This window comes from Sulfurovum sp. UBA12169 (genome assembly GCA_002742845.1).
Taxonomy (GTDB): Bacteria; Campylobacterota; Campylobacteria; order Campylobacterales; family Sulfurovaceae; genus Sulfurovum.
In genome coordinates this window covers 138,938-157,858 of the sequence record DLUH01000005.1, presented here as the reverse complement: position 1 = coordinate 157,858, position 18,921 = coordinate 138,938, and the positions used below count along the sequence as shown (strand labels likewise).

The window sequence follows — 18,921 nt, the reverse complement described above, 5'->3', positions numbered from 1 at the left end:
TGGTTGCCTGTCGCTAAAAAAACTAAAAAGGTACAAAAATGAAAAAAGAGATTCATCCCGAATACGTAGAATGCAAGGTAACTTGTGCATGTGGCAATACATTTGAAGTCAAATCAGACAAGTCTGAATTGAGTATTGATATCTGTAATGAGTGTCACCCATTCTTTACCGGTTCTGAGAAGATTGTTGATGCGGCAGGACGTGTTGATAAATTTAAGAAAAAATATAACCTCGGTTAATTTGTAAGACCCCCCGCCTGGGCGATTGATTCTTTGTCATAAAAATTTTGCTGTATGCAAAGTGTGAAAGAGGAGTTGAGTCCAGGCTTTCCTCCAGTTCAAGGAGAACTTTTCTGTGTTAACATTTATTCCCACCCCTATCGGAAACCCCCAAGATATTACCCTGCGTGCAATGAGACTTTTTGAAAAAACAGAAATTTTTTTATGTGAAGATACGCGGCACACAAAGCATTTGTTGCGTTTGCTTGAAGAGCGTTTTGATATGCATTATCCTGATGCTGAATTTTATTCTTTCAACGAACATAACGGCGTAGAGCGTTTGGCACAATTTGGTCCGCTTTTAAGTTCAAAAGAGGTTGTTTATGTAAGCGATGCAGGAATGCCTGTGATCTCCGATCCCGGACAGCTATTGGTTGCATATTGTCAGCAAAAAGAGATCGATTATGATGTTTTACCAGGAGCCAGTGCTGTAACTACAGCGTACGCTGCTTCGGGATTTGAAGAGGGAAAATTTCTTTTTTTTGGATTTTTGCCCCACAAGGGAAGCTCAAGAAGCAGTGCTTTAAGCGAAGCGATGCACAATGGATATGCTACTGTGCTTTATGAGGCGCCGCATCGTTTGGAAAAACTTTTAAAAGAGATTGTGGCAATCGATGCAGACAGAGAGTTGTTTTTGGCTAAAGAGATCAGTAAAAAGTTTCAGAGATATTATAAGGGTACAGCCAAGGGCCTCAATGAACAGTTTGAAGATATTACAATTCGCGGAGAATGGGTTGTAGTGATTGGTGCAAAAAAAAACAAAGAAAAAAGTCTCTCCTTTGATGAAGTGCTGGCTTTGGATTTGCCTCCGAAACCCAAGGCAAAACTTCTTGCAAAACTTAGTGACAGAGGCACAAAAGAGTGGTATGAGATATTATTGAAAAAATAAAATAAAATTTCATTTTGCCCTCTTTTTTTCTTATCCTTCATACAGCAAAACTTCGCTAAAATCATCCTTATGATAATTTATGGAAAACAAGTATGTCTCTATGCCTTAGAGCATCACCCAAAATCGGTACAGACAGTTTATTTGGCCAAAAAAGGTTTGCTTAGTCAAAAACTTTTTGATGTTTTTAAGCCGAAGATAAAATTCTTAGAGGAAAAGTGGGCTCAATCTATGAGCAAGGGAGGAAATCATCAAGGGATTTTAGTTGAAATTGATGATTTTGAGCAAAGTTTGCTTTCATCGATAAAGCAAACTGATTTTATTGTGATGCTCGATAGCCTAACGGACACAGGAAATATTGGAGCAATCATAAGAAGTGCTTATGCGCTTGGAGCAGATGCAGTCATTGCCGCAGGAGTAAAGCAGCTCAATTTCGCAGGTATTGCACGCACAAGTTCGGGTGCGCTATTGGATATGCCGCTAATGATTGCGCCCAATATTTTGGATGTTTTTAATGAATTGGAGCAGGTAGGATTCACATTTTATGGGGCTTCTATGGAGGGGGATGCTGTTGAATCTGCCACCTTTGCAGCTAAGCGCGTGTTGGTATTAGGCAGCGAAGGCGAAGGACTTTCGAAGAAGGCAAAATCCAAAATAAACCAAATGGTTTCCATAAAAATGAAGCATGCGTTTAACTCTTTAAATGTGAGTGCAGCAGCAGCAATATTAATACACAGGATGAGTTATGCAGTTAAATGAGATACTTGAAACAAATAGCTTCGATGGTATCAGCAAAAAAACCAATATTGCTAAAGACACCCTTGAACGACTTTTTGTCGCTGATTTTGGCGCTTTGCAAAAAACAAAAGCTTTGGGATTTATCTCTATCATCGAGAGAGAGTACCATGCCGACTTGGATTCACTCAGAGCAGAAGCGCAGGAGTATTATGCTCAGCACACGGAACCCCAAGGAAAAAGAACAGTAGGTATTCCTGTGGTGCACCAAAAACGAGGAAAATCAAAATGGCTCTTGATTTTAGTGTTCGGGTTGCTCGTCTATGTTTCTTGGTATTTTTTTACACAGTTTGACAAAAAACATTTAAAAAACATTCTTCCTTTTATGGAAAATAAAATCTCACAAGAAGAGGCAACAAGGGATGTGAAGACAACCGATGAATTAAGCATTGAAACGGTGATCGCTTCGGTAGCAAAAGAAGAAGCAGATAAGAAAAATGAACTATCTACTGTAGTGCCAGATGAGACAAAAGTGCCAGATGAGACAAATGCAACACAGATGCCATAAAGCAAACAAAAATAACAATAAAAAATAAAAGCGTGAAAGAGAGAAAGCATGTTTGATGAAATACAATTTGAAAAAATAAATAGATTGCCGAAATATATTTTTGCACAAATCAATGAATTAAAAATGAATGCAAGAAGAACGGGTGAAGATATTATCGATTTTTCGATGGGAAATCCTGACGGAAGAACGCCTCAACCTATCGTGGACAAACTGTGCGAAACGGCAAATCGCGACAAGACGCACGGCTACAGTGCCAGCAAAGGGATTTATAAGCTGCGACTTGCAATGACAAAATGGTATAAACGAAAATATAATGTTGAGTTGGATCCTGACACTGAAGTGGTTGCCACGATGGGGAGCAAAGAGGGATATGTTCATTTAGTTCAGGCAATTTCAAATCCCGGCGATGTCGCCATTGTTCCAGATCCTACTTATCCTATCCATTCTCAAGCCTTTATTTTGGCCGGAGCCAATGTAGAGAAGATGGAGTTGGTGTTTGACGAAAAGACATTTGAAGTGGATGAGGACCGATTTTTGGCGGATGTTGAAGATGCATTGGAAAATTCTGTGCCCAGAGCCAAATTTTTGGTGCTTAATTTTCCACACAATCCCACGACAGCAACTGTAACTTTGGACTTTTATAAGCGTATCGTAGCATTGGCCAAAGAGAAGCGATTTTATATTATTTCCGATATCGCTTATGCAGATTTGGCCTTTGACGGCTATAAAACTCCGTCTATTTTGGAAGTGGAGGGCGCAAAAGATGTCGCAGTCGAGTCTTATACGCTGAGCAAAAGTTATAGTATGGCAGGATGGCGTGTAGGCTTTATTGTGGGAAATCGCAAACTCATAGGAGCCGTGCAAAGCATAAAATCATGGCTGGATTACGGAATGTTTACACCAATTCAGGTGGCGGCAACGGTAGCACTTGATGAATATGGCCATATCCCAGAAGAAGAAGTTCTTCCCCGCTATAAACATAGACGAGATATTACAATTGAGGCATTTACGCAAGCGGGATGGCCGCTAGAGAAGCCAAGAGCAAGTATGTTTATTTGGGCAAAAATACCTGAAGTGGCACGTCATATGGGGAGTTTGGAGTTTTCCAAACAGCTTCTTGTTCAAGCAGGCGTAGCTGTGAGTCCTGGAATCGGATTTGGTAAGTACGGCGATGAATATGTACGTATTGCACTGATTGAAAACGAGAAAAGAATCCGTCAGGCGGCTAGAAATATCAAAAAATTCCTCAAGACCCTGGAAGAGGAAAAGAAGCATGGTTAAAATAGGCATCTTGGGTGTAGGCACTGTAGGTGCTAGTGTCGCAAAGATACTTGAAGCAAATGCAGATATCATTGAAGCGAGAGCAGGCAAAAAGATTGTAGTTAAATCAGGAGTCGTCAAGGACCTCTCCAAAGAGCGCAGCATCTCTATCTCTCTTAGTGATAACCCTTATGATGTTGTAAATGATCCGGAGATTGATATTGTTGTTGAGCTTATGGGCGGTGTGGCAGAGCCTTATAGTTTGGTCAAACGAGCACTTGAAAATAAAAAACCGGTAGTGACGGCCAATAAAGCCCTTCTTGCTTATCATCGTTATGAGCTTCAGGCACTTGCGGGAGATATTCCTTTTATGTATGAAGCAAGTACTGCCGGAGGGATTCCTATCATTGGGGCGCTCAGAAGCGGATTGTCAGCGAATCATATTAACTCTATTTTGGGGATTATGAACGGTACATGCAATTATATGCTTACAAAAATGATCAACGAAGGCGCGCATTATGATGAAATTCTAAAAGAAGCTCAAATGCTGGGTTATGCTGAGGCAGATCCGACTTTTGATGTAGGTGGTTTTGATGCTTCTCATAAATTGCTTATTTTGGCAAGTATTGCCTACGGTTTAGATGCAAAACCTGAAGATATTTTGATAGAAGGGATCGAAAATATCACTCCAACGGATGTGGCATTTGCAAAAGATTTTGAGTATGCCATTAAACTTTTAGGTATCGCCAAAAAAGTAGGAGACAAAGTGGAGTTGCGGGTTCACCCTACAATGATCCCTCAAGAGAGTATGCTTGCCAAAGTTGATGGCGTAATGAATGCTGTAATGGTCAATGGTGATTGTGTCGGGGAAACCATGTATTACGGCCCAGGAGCCGGCGGAAATGCAACAGCTTCAGCTGTTATTGCAGATATTATCGATATTGTTCGAGGCAATAGTGGGCCGATGCTGGGCTACAAAAAACCTTTAGAAGATGGATTGGAATTGCTTCCAAGAGAAGAAATTCGGTCACACTATTATTTGCGAATGAGTGTGGATGACCAAAAAGGTGTTTTGGCGCAAGTAACCAATTTATTAAGCGAGTTGGATATCTCTATAGAAGCGATGATGCAAAAGCCGGATGACGATAAAGATGCCTGTGTAGAGTTGCTTTTTGTTACCCATGAATGCGAAGAGAGAAAAATCCAAGAAGCCATGGCGGCACTTGAGAATCTTGCCGTGGTGCACGGAAAAATCGGAATGATAAGGATAGAACAATAATGGCAAAAGACCACTATTTTGATATTACAGCAAAATTGGACATGATGGAACTTAAAAATGCTATCGTGATGGCAGAAAAAGAAGTGGCCACCAGGTTTGACTTTAAAGGAATTGTGGCTGAGATCAACTTGAATGAAAAGGCCAAAACACTTAGTCTGAGCAGCTCTAGTGACCAGAAGATAGAGGCGCTCAAAGATATATTGATTGGCAAGCTTATCAAAAGAGGCATCGCAGGCAAATCACTTGAAGAAGTTAAAACAGAAGGTATCAGCGGAGGTAATGTAAAAGTTATCTATAGAATTGTTGACTCGATAGACAAAGAAGAAGCAAAAAAGATCGTCAAAGCAATTAAAGACCTCAAGCTCAAAGTGACCCCTTCTATACAAGGGGATGAAGTCAGAGTAAGCGGCAAAAAGATAGATGAGCTTCAGGCGGTGATGCAAGAGATCAAAACACTTGATCTTAAAGCACCGTTGGTGTTCGGAAATTTTAATTAAATGGCACAAGGGACCGCCTTGGCCATATTGGAAAAAATGTCTAAAAAATAGTAGAGAATAGAGTTAGAATCGTTTTATGGCTGTTTTTTAAGTTAAACTAGGCTAAAAATAAAAATAATTTTTCACATTAATGGTTCCAAAGGTATTTCGTGACAAAAAAAGTTGAGACGCAAGAAATAGAGAGTGTATGTACCTACTGTGGTGTGGGGTGCGATATTACCGGCGTGGTTGAAAATAATAAAATCATTAAAATATTTGCCCAAAAAGATGGCATTGTTTCTCAGGGAAAACTTTGCATAAAAGGAAAATACGGGTATGACTTTGTAGAAGCAAAAGACCGTATTAGAGAGTCGCGTATCAAAAAATCATTTTTGGAAAAAAATCCATTTCTTAAAGAAACTTTTATTCAAAAACTTTTACCTTTCGATGCAGATTATATGACATGCGATTTGGATACGGCTACAAGTATCGCAGCAATGAAATTGGATCAAATCAAGAAAGAGTATGGCAGCGATAGCTTTTGTGCTATTGGCGGCGCAAGAACTTCCTGTGAGAGTGCATATGCTTTCCAGAAATTTTGTCGGGAGACAATGGAGTCACCCCATGTAGACAACTGTGCAAGAGTCTGCCACTCTCCGAGCCTTAAAGGGATGAGGGCAACGATCGGCGAAGGTGCGGCAACCAACCCGTATAATGATATTTATGAAACAGAGTTTATAGTGGTTATAGGTTCCAACACGATAGAGGCGCACCCTATCATTTCAAATCGTATTGTTGATATGGCAAAAAATCACAATAACCTCGCAGTGGTCGATGTTCGAGAAACCAAATTGGCGAAATTGGCAAAACATAACTGTATTATCCCGTTTGAAGCCAATCTTCTGATACTCAACATGATGGCGTATGTGATTATTGATGAAGAACTGTATGATGAAAGTTTTATCAAAAATCGCACCAAAGGTTTTGAAGAGTTTAAAGAAAAGATTTTGAATGATCCTTATGCAGATCCTCGTTTTTTTAAAGAGATTGAAGGCTATGAGTACCTTGCAAAAATGATACCTAACATAGCAAGAGAGTATGCAGTTAAAAAATCGATGATTTTTTGGGGGCTTGGAATCACGGAGCATTTGGACGGATCGTATGCGGTAATGGCAATTACTCATCTTGCGCTGATGACGGGAAATGTAGGAAAGAGCGGAGCAGGATTGATGCCGCTTAGAGGACAAAATAATGTTCAGGGGGCTTGCGATATGGGCTGTCTGCCTTATTTTGCCCCTGATTATCAACAGCCCAAAGTGGAAGGATTGATGACTCCGCAACTTATTGATGCTATGCTTGAGGGAAAGATTAAGGCGTTGTTAAATATGGGTGAAGATATTATGCATATTCACCCTAATGTCAATAAAATAGATAAAGCTATTGAGAGGCTGGAGTTTATCATGGTGCAAGAACTTTTTATGACAGAAATCGCCAAAAGAGCAGATATTGTCATAGGAGTTAAAAGTGCCTATGAAAAGACAGGAGTTTATGTTAATGCAATGCGAAGGCTGCATCTTTCGCAGCCTTTGGTGCAAAGTGATTTGCCTGATGACTGGGAAGTCTTGACGCAGATGGCAGGCAAGCTTAATGACGGTGAGAATTTTAATTTTAAAACAAGCGAAGATGTCTGGAATGAAGTGAAAAAAGTTGCTCCCCGAAGATTTTCCGGCGCAGACTACTATAGGCTTGAACGTCACAGAAAAAGAGGGATGCAGTGGCCCATCTATCATGAGGATACGCCTATTTTACATTTACTGGATTTTCGTACAGAAGATGGATTGGGCAAATATGTCTATAAGCAGTATGAGCCCAGAGGCATGATACAGGAAATACTTGATAAAGTTTTCTATAAAGAGGGCTTTTATGGATATTATTTGACAACAGGACGAACACTCGCACACTATAACAATGCGGCACAAACCAAAAGAAGCACTATCCTTGACGCTAAATATGAAGCAGATGTGCTTTTGGCAAATACCGAAGAGGAAGAGAAGTTTGGAGATAAAGTGATTTTGCGCACTCCCTATGGAGAAAGTGAAGCATTGAGTGTGCGCTATACAGATAAAATAAAACCAAGAACACTCTTTTGCACTTTTCATCATGCTTCAAGCCGCATCAATGCTCTTTTTGGAGATGAGTGTGATGCGCTGGTTATGACAGCGCGTTTTAAATCTGTAAAAGTTGATGTAATTCCTGTAGGCGATGAGGTTGCCTGTAGTTGATGCGTGAGCTTCCAAAACAGTATGGCGATAAAAGTGAAGCTCTTGCGACACATTTTTTGGAACAAGCAGGTTTTGTAATTCTTGAACGAAACTATTTTGCCAGAAAACTAGGAGAGGTGGATATCATTGCCAGCAAGGATGACGTACTTCATTTTATAGAAGTCAAAAGCGCCAAAGCTGATTTTGACCCTATTTATAATATTACCCCTGTGAAATTACGCAAGGTGATAAACTCTGCGCAATATTATATGCAAACCAAAGGTTTGCATGTTGTTTTTAGTATCGATGCCATGATAATACGTCAAGATAAGGCGGAATTGATCGAAAATATCACTCTTTAGATTTTTATATGTCTTGGTGAAAAACTCGAGTATATTGGGAATGTTATCCCGGCTAGATATAAAAAAAGAAGACATACAGGATTGACAAAATAAAAAATATAAGTTATAACAATGGCTCATTAACTAACATTAGTGTATAATTTCTTAAATAAATTAAAAGGATGTAATATGGCAAAATATGTAGAATTGACAACAGCAAACTTTGATGCGACAGTAGCAGAAGGTGTAACAATGGTAGATTTTTGGGCTCCATGGTGTGGACCTTGTAGAATGATCGCTCCGGTAATTGAAGAGCTTGCAGAAGAATTTGAAGGTAAGGCGACTATTGCAAAAGTGAATACTGATGAACAACAAGATTTGGCTGTTAAATACGGTATCAGATCAATCCCTGCGATTCTTTTCTTTAAAAACGGTGAGGTTGTAGATCAAATGGTAGGCGCAGCTTCCAAAGATGCATTTGCTCAAAAACTAAACGCCCAGCTATAATCCTGATAGTTGACACGAACACACGAAGTCTTGCTTCGTGTGAAATCTTAATATTTTCTAGCCAAAGAGCAGGTTTATGCAATTAACCGCGTTTTGGTAGTATAACTTTTTAAAATTTTCCTATCAAAATAATGAATCAAGTTTTACAATAGTATAATTTGCTTAATCATTTTAAGGATACAAAATGTTAGATTGTGCAATTATTGGTGGCGGACCGGCCGGATTGGCTGCGGGACTGTATGCAACACGCGGCGGGTTAAAACAGGTAACACTTTTTGAGATGGGGTTGCCTGGGGGACAAATCACACAAAGTTCCGAAATAGAAAATTATCCTGGGTTTTTCGATCACGGTAAAACAGGTATGGATTTTATGGACACATGGCAAGAGCAGTGTTTTCATTTTGGACTGAAACATGAGATGAAAAAGATCCGGCGTGTGACAAAAAACGGTCGGCATTTTACTTTAACATTTGAAAGCGGTGAAACAATACAAGCAAATACGGTGATTGTATGTACAGGCAGTACTCCAAAAAAAGCCGGCTTCAAAGGGGAAAATGATTTTTTTGGCAAAGGCGTGAGTACCTGTGCAACTTGTGATGGATTTTTTTATAAAAACAAACCGGTGGCCGTGCTCGGAGGAGGAGATACGGCGCTTGAAGAGGCATTCTATCTTTCAAATATCTGCTCAGAAGTTTATGTCATTCACAGAAGAGATACATTTAGGGCGGCACCATCAACAATTGAAAGAGTTCAAAGAAAAGAAAATATTCATTTGTTAACCGATACAACCATAGAAGAAGTTTTTGGTGATGCTATGGGCGTAAGCGGCATAAGAATTAAAAATAAAGAAGGTGATGTGTCTACACTGGATGTTCCGGGAGTTTTTGTATTTGTGGGACATGATGTTAACAATGAAGTACTTAAAGATGAAAATGGCCATTTTATTTGTGAAGTGAGCGAGTGGGGACAGGTGGTTGTAGATTTGAGCATGAACACCTCACTGGCCGGTCTTTTTGCGGCAGGCGATGTGCGTATCGAAGCACCAAAACAAGTAGTATGTGCAGCAGGCGATGGCGCAACGGCTGCACTACAAGTAATTTCATATATTCAGGAGCATGCATAAAATGACAAAACTACAGAAAACGAGAGTAGGCATTGTCGGAAGTACAGGAAGAGTAGGCAATTTGCTGATCGATAATTTAGAAAATGATTCGGAACTTATTTTGAGTGCAGTGCATGTATTTGACGGAGTGGAGAGAACATTTCCTGCCAGCGTAATAGTAACAAACAGCATGAAAGCAGTGTTGGAAAGTTGTGATATTGTCATTGACTTTTCTGCACCGGAAGCAACACAGGAGCTTTGTGAAGCGGCTTTGGAAAATCCAAAACCTTTGGTAATTGCAACAACAGGATTTAATATTCATCAGCAAAATTTGATGAGGGAAGCAGCCAAAGAGATGCCGGTGCTGTATGCGTCCAATATGTCAGCAGGTATTGCTTTGCTTAAACAACTTGTAGAAAAAGTTTCTGCCACATTGAGAGATTTTGATATTGAAATTGTAGAACAGCATCATAGGCACAAAGTGGATGCACCAAGCGGTACGGCATTGACTTTGGGTGAGTTTGCAGCCAAAGGAAGAGGTCTTGATCTTGAGAAGGTGCGTATCTCCGGCAGAGACGGACAGATAGGCGCAAGAACAAAAGATGAGATTGCCATAATGGCTTTGCGAGGAGGAGATGTTGTGGGACGCCATACGGTAGGTTTTTATAATGACGGCGAGTATCTAGAGCTTAATCATACTGCAACCAGTCGAGAAACATTTTCTAAAGGAGCGATACGCGCTGCAAAATGGCTAGTCAACCAAGAGAGTGGATTTTACTCCATCAATGACTGTTTAGGAATATAAATATGTGTGCAATTGTAGGTGTATACGGTACAAGAAATGCGGCAAAAATAGCGTATTATTCTCTTTTTGCGATGCAACATCGCGGACAAGAATCTTCGGGCATTTCTACTGCAAATGGAGATAAAATTCATTTGATTAAAAAAAGGGGATTGGTAACTGAAGTATTTGATGAGTCATCTTTTGAGCTTCTAAAAGGGGATTGTGCCATTGGACACAATCGTTATTCTACAGCAGGGGCCGATTCAGTATTGGATGCTCAGCCGGTATTTGCCAAATATAAGCTGGGAGAAATTTCTGTTGCCCACAATGGAAATCTTGTGAACAAATATGAGGTGCGCAATCGTTTGATAGATAATGGTGCTATCTTTCAAACAGGAATGGATACAGAAAACATTGTGCATCTTATTGCCAAGAGCCAAAAAGATGCACTGGTGGACCGTATCAAAGATATGCTTGAGAAAATAGAAGGGGCATACTGTTTAGTGATACAGAGCCGTTCAAAAATGTTTGTTATTCGCGACCGTTTTGGTATTCGTCCTTTAAGTTTAGGAAAGTTCAAAGACGGGGGCTGGATCGTTGCGAGCGAAACTTGTGCATTTGATTTGGTGGGCGCGGAGTTTATACGAGATATCAGGCCCGGAGAGATGCTTACGTTTGAAGAAGAGAGAGAACCATTCTCTGAACAGATTTTTGAACCTGATTATCATCCGTGCGCTTTTGAGTATATCTATTTTTCAAGACCCGATTCAATTATTGATGGAAAAAATGTATATAAAACCAGGGTAGCAATGGGTAAGATGTTGGCAAAAGAAGCACCGGCAGATGTAGATTTGGTCTTGCCGGTACCTGACAGCGGAGTGGCAGCAGCAAAAGGATATGCAGAGGAGTTGGGTGTTCCTTTTGAGATGGGTATCGTGCGCAACCACTATGTGGGACGTACATTTATTGAGCCCACGCAAGAGATACGAAATCTAAAAGTAAAATTGAAGCTTTCCCCCATTAAGCATTTGATAGAGGGTAAACGGATAGCCATTATTGACGATTCGCTTGTTAGAGGAACGACATCAAAGCAGATTGTTAAAATGCTTTTGGAAGCAGGCGCAAAAGAGATACATATGCGTATCGCAGCGCCTGAGATTAAATATCCATGCCGCTATGGTATTGATACACCTACACAAGCAGAGCTTATCTCTTCAAGATATAGCGTGGAAGAGATAGCAAAAAAAATCGGGGCAACTACCTTAGGTTTTCTTTCTATTGATGGCTTGGTGGGATCGCTGGGCACTGAGAGAACCTATTCGCTTGTGAGTTTTGATGGGAAATATTTTGCCGGCGGAAGTGCACAAAGCCCTGGTTGCAGTGATATTTAAAGGTGAAGTTTGAAACAACTCAATACATTTGGAAGGTACCTTAAAAAAAAGTTCAAAACCAAGGTAAGCAAAATTCCTCTTGGGCTGAGCGGATTTACCTGCCCAAATATTGACGGAACGGTAGCGAAAGGCGGCTGTACTTTCTGTTTGAATGATTCTTTTAGCCCAAATCTTGCACAAAATGCGGGAAAAATATTTCTCAATCTGCAAAGCAAAAACAACCCTGTTTTAGAAAAACAACTTCAAGAACTTGACGAGCAGATAGTAAATACCAGAGAAAAGATGCGCAGAAAATGGGGTACGCAAAAATTTTTAGTCTATTTTCAGGCCTTCACCAACACGTATGCTCCTTTTGAAACTCTCAAGGCACTTTATGATAAAGCACTGACTTATGAAGATGTAATAGGACTGAGTATCGGAACAAGAAGCGACAGTGTGACACCCGAAGTACTTGACTATCTTGTTTTTTTAAGTCGCACTAAAGAGATATGGATTGAATATGGTATCCAATCTATTTACAATGAAACACTAGAGCGTATTAATCGAGGGCATGATGCGTTAAATGTGGAAAAAGCGATCAAAGAAGCCAAGCAAAGAGGCCTCAATGTGTGCGGGCATCTTATTTTTGGTTTGCCTGGAGAAAATCAAGAGATGATGCTTAACTCAGCCAAAGCAGCATACGAATGGGGAATAGACTCTGTTAAGTATCATCCTTTGTATGTAGTAAAGCATACTTTGCTTGCTAATGAATATTTGCAAGGAGAGTTTGAGCCCATCAGCAAAGAAGAGTATATTGATACTTTGGTTAAAGCAATTAGACTCAAACCAGAACATATAAGCATACAGCGAATCTCAGCAGGTACCGATGATGAAAGTTTGCTTGCACCCGCATGGTGCGGGTTATCTAAAAATAAGATGCTGATCTATATTGACCGAGCTCTCCGTAAAGAAGGGCTGATTTATTAACTTATGGCTGCCGAAGCAGGCTGAGAGACGTTGGTTTCTTGATGTTTTGGTGTCATAGGTTGCGTGGTGTTCCCTTCTTTAAGTTTGTTTACCGGGTCCATATTTTGCGTTTTTGATATTTTTGGAATAGAAATAATCAAATACTCTTTCTCTATTTTGCTTCTCATGGCCGCCGTATCCGCATCAAGAGGAAGAGAAAAGCTCTGGATAGAAGAACTGCTTGTATAGCCTGTCATCCTGCCTTTTTTGTTTTCATTTTGAGTGCGCTGCTCCTGTGTGATTTGAACGGTTAATTGATGATTTTTGGCGGTAATATTGATATTTGAATCTTTGGGATGCGCAAGGGTGATCTCGTAGTGTGTCCCCTTATCGTTTAAAGCCGAAGAGGAACTGCTGGAATATTTCATTCTGTTGTATGAAGGGGTGGAGTGAAATGAGGTATTGTAAAAATCTCTATCAAACTCTTCAAACATTTTATCCATCTGTTCTTGCATTTTTTGCATACGCAGGATTTGTCTTTCAAAGATGTCGTCAATACTCATCAGCCGTACAGAAGGAGCATCCGTCTGCGCTGCAAAAAGAGATGCGGTTAAAAGTGTTGAAACGATAAAAAGCGGAAATGATTTTGAAGGTCTCATGCAATTCTCCTTAAATGATTTTGGTTGATACCACTAAAGAAATTGTAAAATGAGAAGGTTAATTGAAATTTAATAAAAAGAAAAATTTACTTTTTTCTGCTTTCCTTTTCTTCTATCCCGCTCATATTAAAACGGCGTGCCAGTTCTTGTTTGACTCTGTCCGGTGAAATTTCACGATGACCAAGTCCCACCAGTGTATGATAAAGCAAATCAGCACTCTCGTAGATAACCTGCTCATCACTTTCTTTATCAATGGCTACACAGACTTCATCAGCCTCTTCGCGGATTTTGCTAAGCATGAGCGTTTTATCGTGCAAAAGTTTTTGAGTCCAAGATGTTGTTTGGTTTGCAGCATTTTTTCGTTCTAAGATTGTATGATAAAGGCTGTCTACAACGCCATAAATTGCATCGATATCAACCTCTTGGTTTAAAATGATTTTGTCTTGTATGACAGAGGTAAAAAAGCAGCTTCTTCTTCCTGTGTGGCATGCTACACCGTTTTGTTTGATTTTTAAGATGATGGTATCTCCGTCGCAATCAATCAATATATCTTTGATCTCTTGGGTATGATGGGAACTTTCGCCTTTTTTCCAGATCCGCTGTTTGCTTCGGCTAAAATAGTGTGCATACCCTGTGTTCAATGTAAGGGCATAGGCCTCTTCATTCATATACGCAAGCATTAACACATCGTTTGTTTCAAAATCTTGTGCGATTACCGGGATAAGGGGATTTTTGTGCCAATCTATCTGCATAGGATAACCTCTTTGTTATTGATGAGCCCATTCCCGCCGGTTTTTGCAGGAATGAGATCGATTTTATTGTTGCGTGGTTAATGTTTTTTCTTTACTCTTTGCGTCTACCCAGATATTGGGAACCGCACCCCCGGGAGTAAGGAATATTTGGGCGTCTTTGTTAACCTTCAATGCTTCGTTGAATTTTGCCTGTGTTTTGATCTGTTCAAGTTCAATCAGGCTTGGCGTAAGCGAATCCGAAATCAATCTATTGGCTTTGGCTTGTTCTTGTGCTTCAATACGAATCTTATCTGCCTCGCCCTGTGCTTCAATACGGTTTCTTTCCGCTTCGCCCCGAGCAATTTCTGCTTTTCTTTGAGCTTCTTGTTTAGCCTGTTCTTTTTGCTGTTCGGCAATAGTGACCTCTTGTTTTGCTATCTGAACTCTTTCGATCTGATCTTTAATTTTTGGAGGAAGGTCAATATTTCTGAGCTCAACAGAGGAGAGCAAAACCGGCTCCCCTTCAAGGGAGCTAATGCTTTCTTGTACTTTTGTCTGAATAGAAGAGGCGATTTCATTCCTCATTTCCGGGAGTTGTTCCGCAGTGTATTGGCCTACAACATCACGTACCACTTCGCGCACTTTGGAGTTGACAATCTTTTCTTCCCAGCTCGCACCCCATTTCTCTATCGTCATTGGCGCCGCCTCAGCTTTAAGTCTGTATTGGACAGCAAGATCGATATTGACAGTCAATCCTCTTTTGTCCAAAACTTGAATGGAAGGATTTTTTTTGAGCCCCCCTTCAAAAGTTTCTCCCGAAATAAAGCCTTTAGAATAATTGTCTCCTACCATACTGGTTTCAGTGGTGCTGTAAACGATGAGTCTAATGCGCGTATTTACGGGTATGATTTTTTGAAATACAGGAATGTAAAAATGCAACCCTGCACTTAGCGGCTCAGTTTGAAACTTACCGGTGGTAACTTTAATTCCCACTTCTCCCGAATTGATTACGGTAAACGGCTTTAGTGTAAAAATTGCAATAGCAATAGCTAATGCGACAAACATCCACGAAGCCCCTTTCCCTATATTTCCAAAAGGATTTTCAAAGCCGCCTGGACCGCCCTTATTTTGATTGCCTTCGGTATTCATAGTATTGCTGGGTCTTTTTTTCTTAAAATAGTCGTTCATGTCTGCCGGCACGTATTTCTCCTAGTTAATATATGTTAAATATTTAATAAATTTTGCGTTTTTTCCACTCACTGCATCAAAATAGGCACTTTGGATTTTTTCTGTTATTTCGCCTCTTTCTCCTGCGCCAATAATACGCGCATCTACTTCGCGAATGGGGGTAACTTCTGCTGCGGTTCCCGCAAAGAAAGCCTCTTGGGCGATATAAACCTCTTCGCGTGTGATGCGTCGTCTTACTACTTTGATACCTAACTCTTCAGCCAATTCTATTACGGTTTGTTGCGTAATGGATTCAAGCGTATTGTCGCAAGGCGGAGAGATTAGTATCCCGTCTCGTACGATAAAGAACGATGCGCCGCTTGCTTCGGCGATATACCCTTCGTCATCTCTGAGCAACGCCTCATCGTAGCCTGCCTCTACAGCTTCATATTTTGCCATTTGGCTGTTTAGATAATTTGCTACGGCCTTGGCTTTAACCATACCGGAAGTATTTGCTGTTTTGGTTACTGAGGTTATTTTTGCGCGCACTCCTTTTTTGAGTCCTTCTTCGCCAAGATAAGCACCCCATTCCCATGCAGAGATTGAAACATTTACGGGTGCATCTTTATGATAAAGTCCCATGACCCCATACCCAAGATAAACAAGCGGCCTAATGTAGGCGCCTTCAAAAAGTTCATTTTCTTGCAATAGTTTGATTTGTGCATCATTGAGCTCTTCCAGGGTAAAGGGAACGGTCATCAGTGTCATCTTGGACGAGTTCAGAAGTCTTTGCGTGTGCTCTTTAAGTTTAAAAATAGCACATCTTCCATCCACTGTTTTGTAAGCTTTGGTTCCTTCTAGCGCGCCGTTGCCATAGTGTAATGTATGAGTGAGAACATGCACTTTTGCTTCATGCCAAGGTACCATCCCCCCATCCATCCAAATATATTTTGATTCGTTCATTTTTATCTGCTCCAGGAGGTTAAAATTAAGGAACCATTTTAACTAATTTAACTAAATTTTTGTTAAAATATTTATATTATTGTTTAAAGGCTTGTAAATGTTTGGAATATTTGAAAAGAAAAAAATAGGTGTTGCTAAAATATTTTTTGGTTCCCAGGAAGAGGGTCGAGAGATCATTCAAGAGAGAAAAAGTCCTTATGACGGTTCTGTTGTAAGTACTGCTCCCGTATGCAACGCTGCAGATGCCCAAAAAGCATTAGAGATCGCCAAAAAAACAAGCTTTCATGCAGCCAGGGTACCACTATCACAACGTATTTTATGGCTTGAAGATGTGGCAAATAAATTATCTTTACAGCGCGAAGAGTTTGCTGCGATGTTAACCAAAGAGATTGCAAAGCCTATCTTTTTCTCAAGAATAGAAGTAGACAGGTGTATTGAGACGGTCAAGCTGACTGCAATGGAATTGGCCGGTTTGCATGGCGAGACAATACCTACCGATGTGATGCCAAGCGGCAAAAAGACATTAGCTTTTTTCCGTCGTGAAGCCGTGGGGGTGGTAGTATGTATCACTCCTTTTAATTTTCCTTTAAATCTTGTGGCGCACAAGATTGCGCCGGCACTCGGTGCAGGGAACTGCGTCGTTCTTAAGCCCACCCCTGAAGCTCCCGCGACGGCCTATATGTTCGCCAAACTTTTTATAGAGTCAAAGTATGCAACCAAAGATGCGCTTAGTGTGGTCTATGGAGACGCAGAGGTGGGCTCTGCTCTGGTTTCAAGTTCCATTCCAAGAACGATCAGCTTCACAGGATCTGTCTCTGTAGGCAGCATCATCACCAAACAAGCCGGAATTAAAAAAGTAAGTTTAGAGCTGGGCGGGAACGCAGCAACCTATATCGATGCAAGCGCAGACTTGGCTTTGGCTGCAGCACGTTGTGCTTTTGGCGCATTTTATAACTCCGGACAAGTGTGCATCTCTTTGCAGCGCATCTACGTCAATGAGACAGTCTATGGAGCGTTTGCCGCACTTATGGTTGAAGAAACAAAAAAGCTTAAAGCAGGTTCTCCTTACGAAGAAGAGACTTTTATAGGGCCGCTGATTGATGATGAAGCTAAACACAGAGCCCAGGCATGGGTTGTTTCAGCAAAAAAAGAAGGGGCAAGGGCCATAGTCGGAGGAGAAGAGAGAGAGGGCATTTTCCCTCCTACGGTCATGGCAGAGGTAACAGATGAGATGAAAATTATTTGCGAAGAGGTTTTTGCCCCCATTGTCAGTTTGGTTCGTGTTCCTGATTATGAGACAGCTATCCAAAAGATGAACGATTCACCTTTTGGGCTACAGTTTTCTATCTTCACAAATGATTTAAAACGTTCGCAGCAGTTTATCGATGAGGCCGAGTGCGGAGGAGTCGTAATCAATGACATTCCTACCTTACGGTTTGATGTTCAGCCCTATGGAGGTTCAAAGCTATCAGGTATAGGCAGAGAAGGGCCAAGGTGGGCACTCGAAGAGTTTACCGAAATTAAGTCGGTTGTGATATGCTAAGGTCGTTTCTTTAGAATCTGATTAAAGGGTATGATAGCGATACAAAATAAATCATTGATTTAAACAAATTAAGAATAATACAAATAAGGTAATAAAAAAAATGAAATATATGTTTGAAGCAGGATTTTTAGGGACAAGAGCACCTTTTTTTATGGATGCTGTGACATTAATAGTGACACTGCTGCCTTTACTGGTTGCAGTAGTTATACTGTTTGCAAAAAGAAAAAAATACGCTTTGCATGCATTTGCACAAACCGTAATATTTGTTGTTTCTGTGCTTGTTGTGGGATATTTTGAATATGGTGTGCGTTTGGGCGGCGGGTATGATGCCTTTGTTGAGGGTACAAGCGTATCTCATAGTTATGCCCTATGGGTATTGATTATTCATATTATCATTGCTTCAATTACGCTATTTATGTGGACGGCAATACTTTGGTTGGCACATAATAACAAAAAAAGATGTATACTGCCCGGCATGAATAGCGCATTTCATAAAAAGATGGGAATATCCACATTTATAGCCATTGCCCTTACATCGCTTACAGGAATATGGGTTTATTTACTTCTGTTTGTGTATTAGATGAAAGTTGCTATATCGGCGTGCCTTACAGGCCAAAAATGCCGCTATGACGGAAACGACAATCACGACATGCGTTTAATTTCAAAATTGAAAGGTTGTGAATTGATTCTTTTTTGTCCGGAAGACTATGCTTTTGGTTCACCCCGTGCGAGGATGGACTTGGTGCAAACAGCACAGGGCATACAGGCTATCTCCTGCGTAACCGGCGCCGATCTCTCTGTGCCGATCGAGCAATATGTGCAAATATTTTTTAAAATGCATCCCGATATTGATCTTTTTATAGGCAAAGACAGAAGTCCAAGCTGCGGCGTGTGCTCTGCAAAACTGTACGATAAAGAAAAAAAACTCTTGAGCACTAAAGAGGCAGGCCTTATGGCAAAAGAAGCAAAAAAAAGAGGCATTCGCGCATTGGATGCAGAAGATATTGCCTCACCCGTTATATTTAAATAAAAGGATAAAGATGAG

General features: G+C 40.5%; 21 protein-coding genes. 17 read left to right on the top strand and 4 right to left on the bottom strand.

Annotation, left to right across the window (positions count from 1 at the left end):
- Positions 1–38 precede the first annotated feature (38 nt).
- The 14 genes from CFH81_05735 (at position 39) to CFH81_05670 (ending at position 12,834) form a co-directional block, all read left to right on the top strand.
- On the top strand, positions 39–239 hold the full coding sequence (locus CFH81_05735) for a 50S ribosomal protein L31 (GenBank protein DAB39732.1): 201 nt from the start codon (positions 39–41) through the stop codon (positions 237–239).
- A 115-nt stretch (positions 240–354) separates the two neighbouring features.
- The gene (gene rsmI / locus CFH81_05730; protein DAB39731.1) at positions 355–1,167 is read left to right on the top strand and encodes a 16S rRNA (cytidine(1402)-2'-O)-methyltransferase; all 813 of its coding nucleotides are present in this window, start codon (positions 355–357) and stop codon (positions 1,165–1,167) included.
- A 69-nt stretch (positions 1,168–1,236) separates the two neighbouring features.
- Positions 1,237–1,923 carry a 23S rRNA (guanosine(2251)-2'-O)-methyltransferase RlmB gene (locus CFH81_05725; protein ID DAB39730.1) on the top strand — a complete coding sequence of 229 codons (687 nt, stop codon included), beginning with the start codon at positions 1,237–1,239 and terminating at the stop codon, positions 1,921–1,923.
- Entirely contained in the window at positions 1,910–2,467 is a 558-nt protein-coding gene (locus CFH81_05720) for a hypothetical protein (protein DAB39729.1), read from the top strand. The genes CFH81_05725 and CFH81_05720 overlap by 14 nt, the downstream gene beginning before the upstream one ends.
- Before the next feature lie 48 nt (positions 2,468–2,515).
- Entirely contained in the window at positions 2,516–3,748 is a 1,233-nt protein-coding gene (locus tag CFH81_05715) for an alanine transaminase (protein ID DAB39728.1), read from the top strand.
- Positions 3,741–5,006, top strand: coding sequence for a homoserine dehydrogenase (locus CFH81_05710; protein ID DAB39727.1), 1,266 nt, complete (start codon positions 3,741–3,743; stop codon positions 5,004–5,006). Before CFH81_05715 ends, CFH81_05710 begins: the two co-directional genes overlap by 8 nt.
- On the top strand, positions 5,006–5,503 hold the full coding sequence (locus CFH81_05705) for a YajQ family cyclic di-GMP-binding protein (GenBank protein ID DAB39726.1): 498 nt from the start codon (positions 5,006–5,008) through the stop codon (positions 5,501–5,503). The genes CFH81_05710 and CFH81_05705 overlap by 1 nt, the downstream gene beginning before the upstream one ends.
- A gap of 149 nt (positions 5,504–5,652) precedes the next feature.
- Complete coding sequence (locus CFH81_05700) at positions 5,653–7,764, top strand: formate dehydrogenase (GenBank protein ID DAB39725.1); 2,112 nt, start codon at positions 5,653–5,655, stop codon at positions 7,762–7,764.
- A complete protein-coding gene (locus tag CFH81_05695; GenBank protein DAB39724.1) occupies positions 7,764–8,105 on the top strand; it encodes a hypothetical protein in 342 nt (113 codons plus the stop codon). The genes CFH81_05700 and CFH81_05695 overlap by 1 nt, the downstream gene beginning before the upstream one ends.
- A gap of 168 nt (positions 8,106–8,273) precedes the next feature.
- Positions 8,274–8,591, top strand: coding sequence for a thioredoxin (gene trxA / locus CFH81_05690; protein DAB39723.1), 318 nt, complete (start codon positions 8,274–8,276; stop codon positions 8,589–8,591).
- A gap of 184 nt (positions 8,592–8,775) precedes the next feature.
- Positions 8,776–9,714, top strand: a complete 939-nt coding sequence (gene trxB / locus CFH81_05685; GenBank protein DAB39722.1) for a thioredoxin-disulfide reductase — start codon at positions 8,776–8,778, stop codon at positions 9,712–9,714.
- A 1-nt stretch (position 9,715) separates the two neighbouring features.
- Complete coding sequence (locus CFH81_05680; GenBank protein ID DAB39721.1) at positions 9,716–10,498, top strand: 4-hydroxy-tetrahydrodipicolinate reductase; 783 nt, start codon at positions 9,716–9,718, stop codon at positions 10,496–10,498.
- Positions 10,499–10,500: 2 nt separating this feature from the next.
- Positions 10,501–11,868: an amidophosphoribosyltransferase gene (locus tag CFH81_05675; protein DAB39720.1), complete on the top strand. Its 1,368-nt coding sequence runs from the start codon at positions 10,501–10,503 to the stop codon at positions 11,866–11,868.
- Between the two features lie 9 nt (positions 11,869–11,877).
- Positions 11,878–12,834, top strand: a complete 957-nt coding sequence (locus tag CFH81_05670) for a TIGR01212 family radical SAM protein (GenBank protein ID DAB39719.1) — start codon at positions 11,878–11,880, stop codon at positions 12,832–12,834.
- Here the strand turns inward: CFH81_05670 and CFH81_05665 are convergent.
- From CFH81_05665 to CFH81_05650, 4 genes are all read right to left on the bottom strand, one after another.
- The gene (locus CFH81_05665; protein ID DAB39718.1) at positions 12,831–13,472 is read right to left on the bottom strand and encodes a hypothetical protein; all 642 of its coding nucleotides are present in this window, start codon (positions 13,470–13,472) and stop codon (positions 12,831–12,833) included. The genes CFH81_05670 and CFH81_05665 overlap by 4 nt on opposite strands.
- 86 nt (positions 13,473–13,558) lie before the next feature.
- On the bottom strand, positions 13,559–14,224 hold the full coding sequence (locus tag CFH81_05660; protein ID DAB39717.1) for a bifunctional phosphoribosyl-AMP cyclohydrolase/phosphoribosyl-ATP pyrophosphatase: 666 nt from the start codon (positions 14,222–14,224) through the stop codon (positions 13,559–13,561).
- A gap of 63 nt (positions 14,225–14,287) precedes the next feature.
- Complete coding sequence (locus tag CFH81_05655; GenBank protein ID DAB39716.1) at positions 14,288–15,403, bottom strand: hypothetical protein; 1,116 nt, start codon at positions 15,401–15,403, stop codon at positions 14,288–14,290.
- Between the two features lie 9 nt (positions 15,404–15,412).
- Positions 15,413–16,333, bottom strand: a complete 921-nt coding sequence (locus CFH81_05650) for a branched chain amino acid aminotransferase (protein ID DAB39715.1) — start codon at positions 16,331–16,333, stop codon at positions 15,413–15,415.
- Positions 16,334–16,430: 97 nt separating this feature from the next.
- On the opposite strand from CFH81_05650, the gene CFH81_05645 reads away from it, so the two are divergent.
- The 3 genes from CFH81_05645 to CFH81_05635 all read left to right on the top strand — a co-directional run bounded on the left by CFH81_05645 (position 16,431) and on the right by CFH81_05635 (position 18,906).
- The gene (locus CFH81_05645; GenBank protein ID DAB39714.1) at positions 16,431–17,876 is read left to right on the top strand and encodes an aldehyde dehydrogenase; all 1,446 of its coding nucleotides are present in this window, start codon (positions 16,431–16,433) and stop codon (positions 17,874–17,876) included.
- 91 nt (positions 17,877–17,967) lie between these two features.
- Positions 17,968–18,456: a hypothetical protein gene (locus CFH81_05640; GenBank protein ID DAB39713.1), complete on the top strand. Its 489-nt coding sequence runs from the start codon at positions 17,968–17,970 to the stop codon at positions 18,454–18,456.
- A complete protein-coding gene (locus tag CFH81_05635) occupies positions 18,457–18,906 on the top strand; it encodes a hypothetical protein (GenBank protein ID DAB39712.1) in 450 nt (149 codons plus the stop codon). It begins immediately after the preceding gene.
- Positions 18,907–18,921: the final 15 nt, after the last annotated feature.

Bases quoted from the DNA above. Each gene is read 5' to 3' on its own strand.
- CFH81_05735 (DAB39732.1), top strand. From the start codon at position 39: ATGAAAAAAGAGATTCATCCCGAATACGTAGAATGCAAGGTAACTTGT.
- CFH81_05725 (DAB39730.1), top strand. From the start codon at position 1,237: ATGATAATTTATGGAAAACAAGTATGTCTCTATGCCTTAGAGCATCAC.
- CFH81_05720 (DAB39729.1), top strand. From the start codon at position 1,910: ATGCAGTTAAATGAGATACTTGAAACAAATAGCTTCGATGGTATCAGC.
- CFH81_05715 (DAB39728.1), top strand. From the start codon at position 2,516: ATGTTTGATGAAATACAATTTGAAAAAATAAATAGATTGCCGAAATAT.
- CFH81_05710 (DAB39727.1), top strand. From the start codon at position 3,741: ATGGTTAAAATAGGCATCTTGGGTGTAGGCACTGTAGGTGCTAGTGTC.
- CFH81_05705 (DAB39726.1), top strand. From the start codon at position 5,006: ATGGCAAAAGACCACTATTTTGATATTACAGCAAAATTGGACATGATG.
- CFH81_05695 (DAB39724.1), top strand. From the start codon at position 7,764: ATGCGTGAGCTTCCAAAACAGTATGGCGATAAAAGTGAAGCTCTTGCG.
- trxA (DAB39723.1), top strand. From the start codon at position 8,274: ATGGCAAAATATGTAGAATTGACAACAGCAAACTTTGATGCGACAGTA.
- trxB (DAB39722.1), top strand. From the start codon at position 8,776: ATGTTAGATTGTGCAATTATTGGTGGCGGACCGGCCGGATTGGCTGCG.
- CFH81_05680 (DAB39721.1), top strand. From the start codon at position 9,716: ATGACAAAACTACAGAAAACGAGAGTAGGCATTGTCGGAAGTACAGGA.
- CFH81_05675 (DAB39720.1), top strand. From the start codon at position 10,501: ATGTGTGCAATTGTAGGTGTATACGGTACAAGAAATGCGGCAAAAATA.
- CFH81_05665 (DAB39718.1), bottom strand. From the start codon at position 13,472: ATGAGACCTTCAAAATCATTTCCGCTTTTTATCGTTTCAACACTTTTA.
- CFH81_05660 (DAB39717.1), bottom strand. From the start codon at position 14,224: ATGCAGATAGATTGGCACAAAAATCCCCTTATCCCGGTAATCGCACAA.
- CFH81_05650 (DAB39715.1), bottom strand. From the start codon at position 16,333: ATGAACGAATCAAAATATATTTGGATGGATGGGGGGATGGTACCTTGG.
- CFH81_05645 (DAB39714.1), top strand. From the start codon at position 16,431: ATGTTTGGAATATTTGAAAAGAAAAAAATAGGTGTTGCTAAAATATTT.
- CFH81_05635 (DAB39712.1), top strand. From the start codon at position 18,457: ATGAAAGTTGCTATATCGGCGTGCCTTACAGGCCAAAAATGCCGCTAT.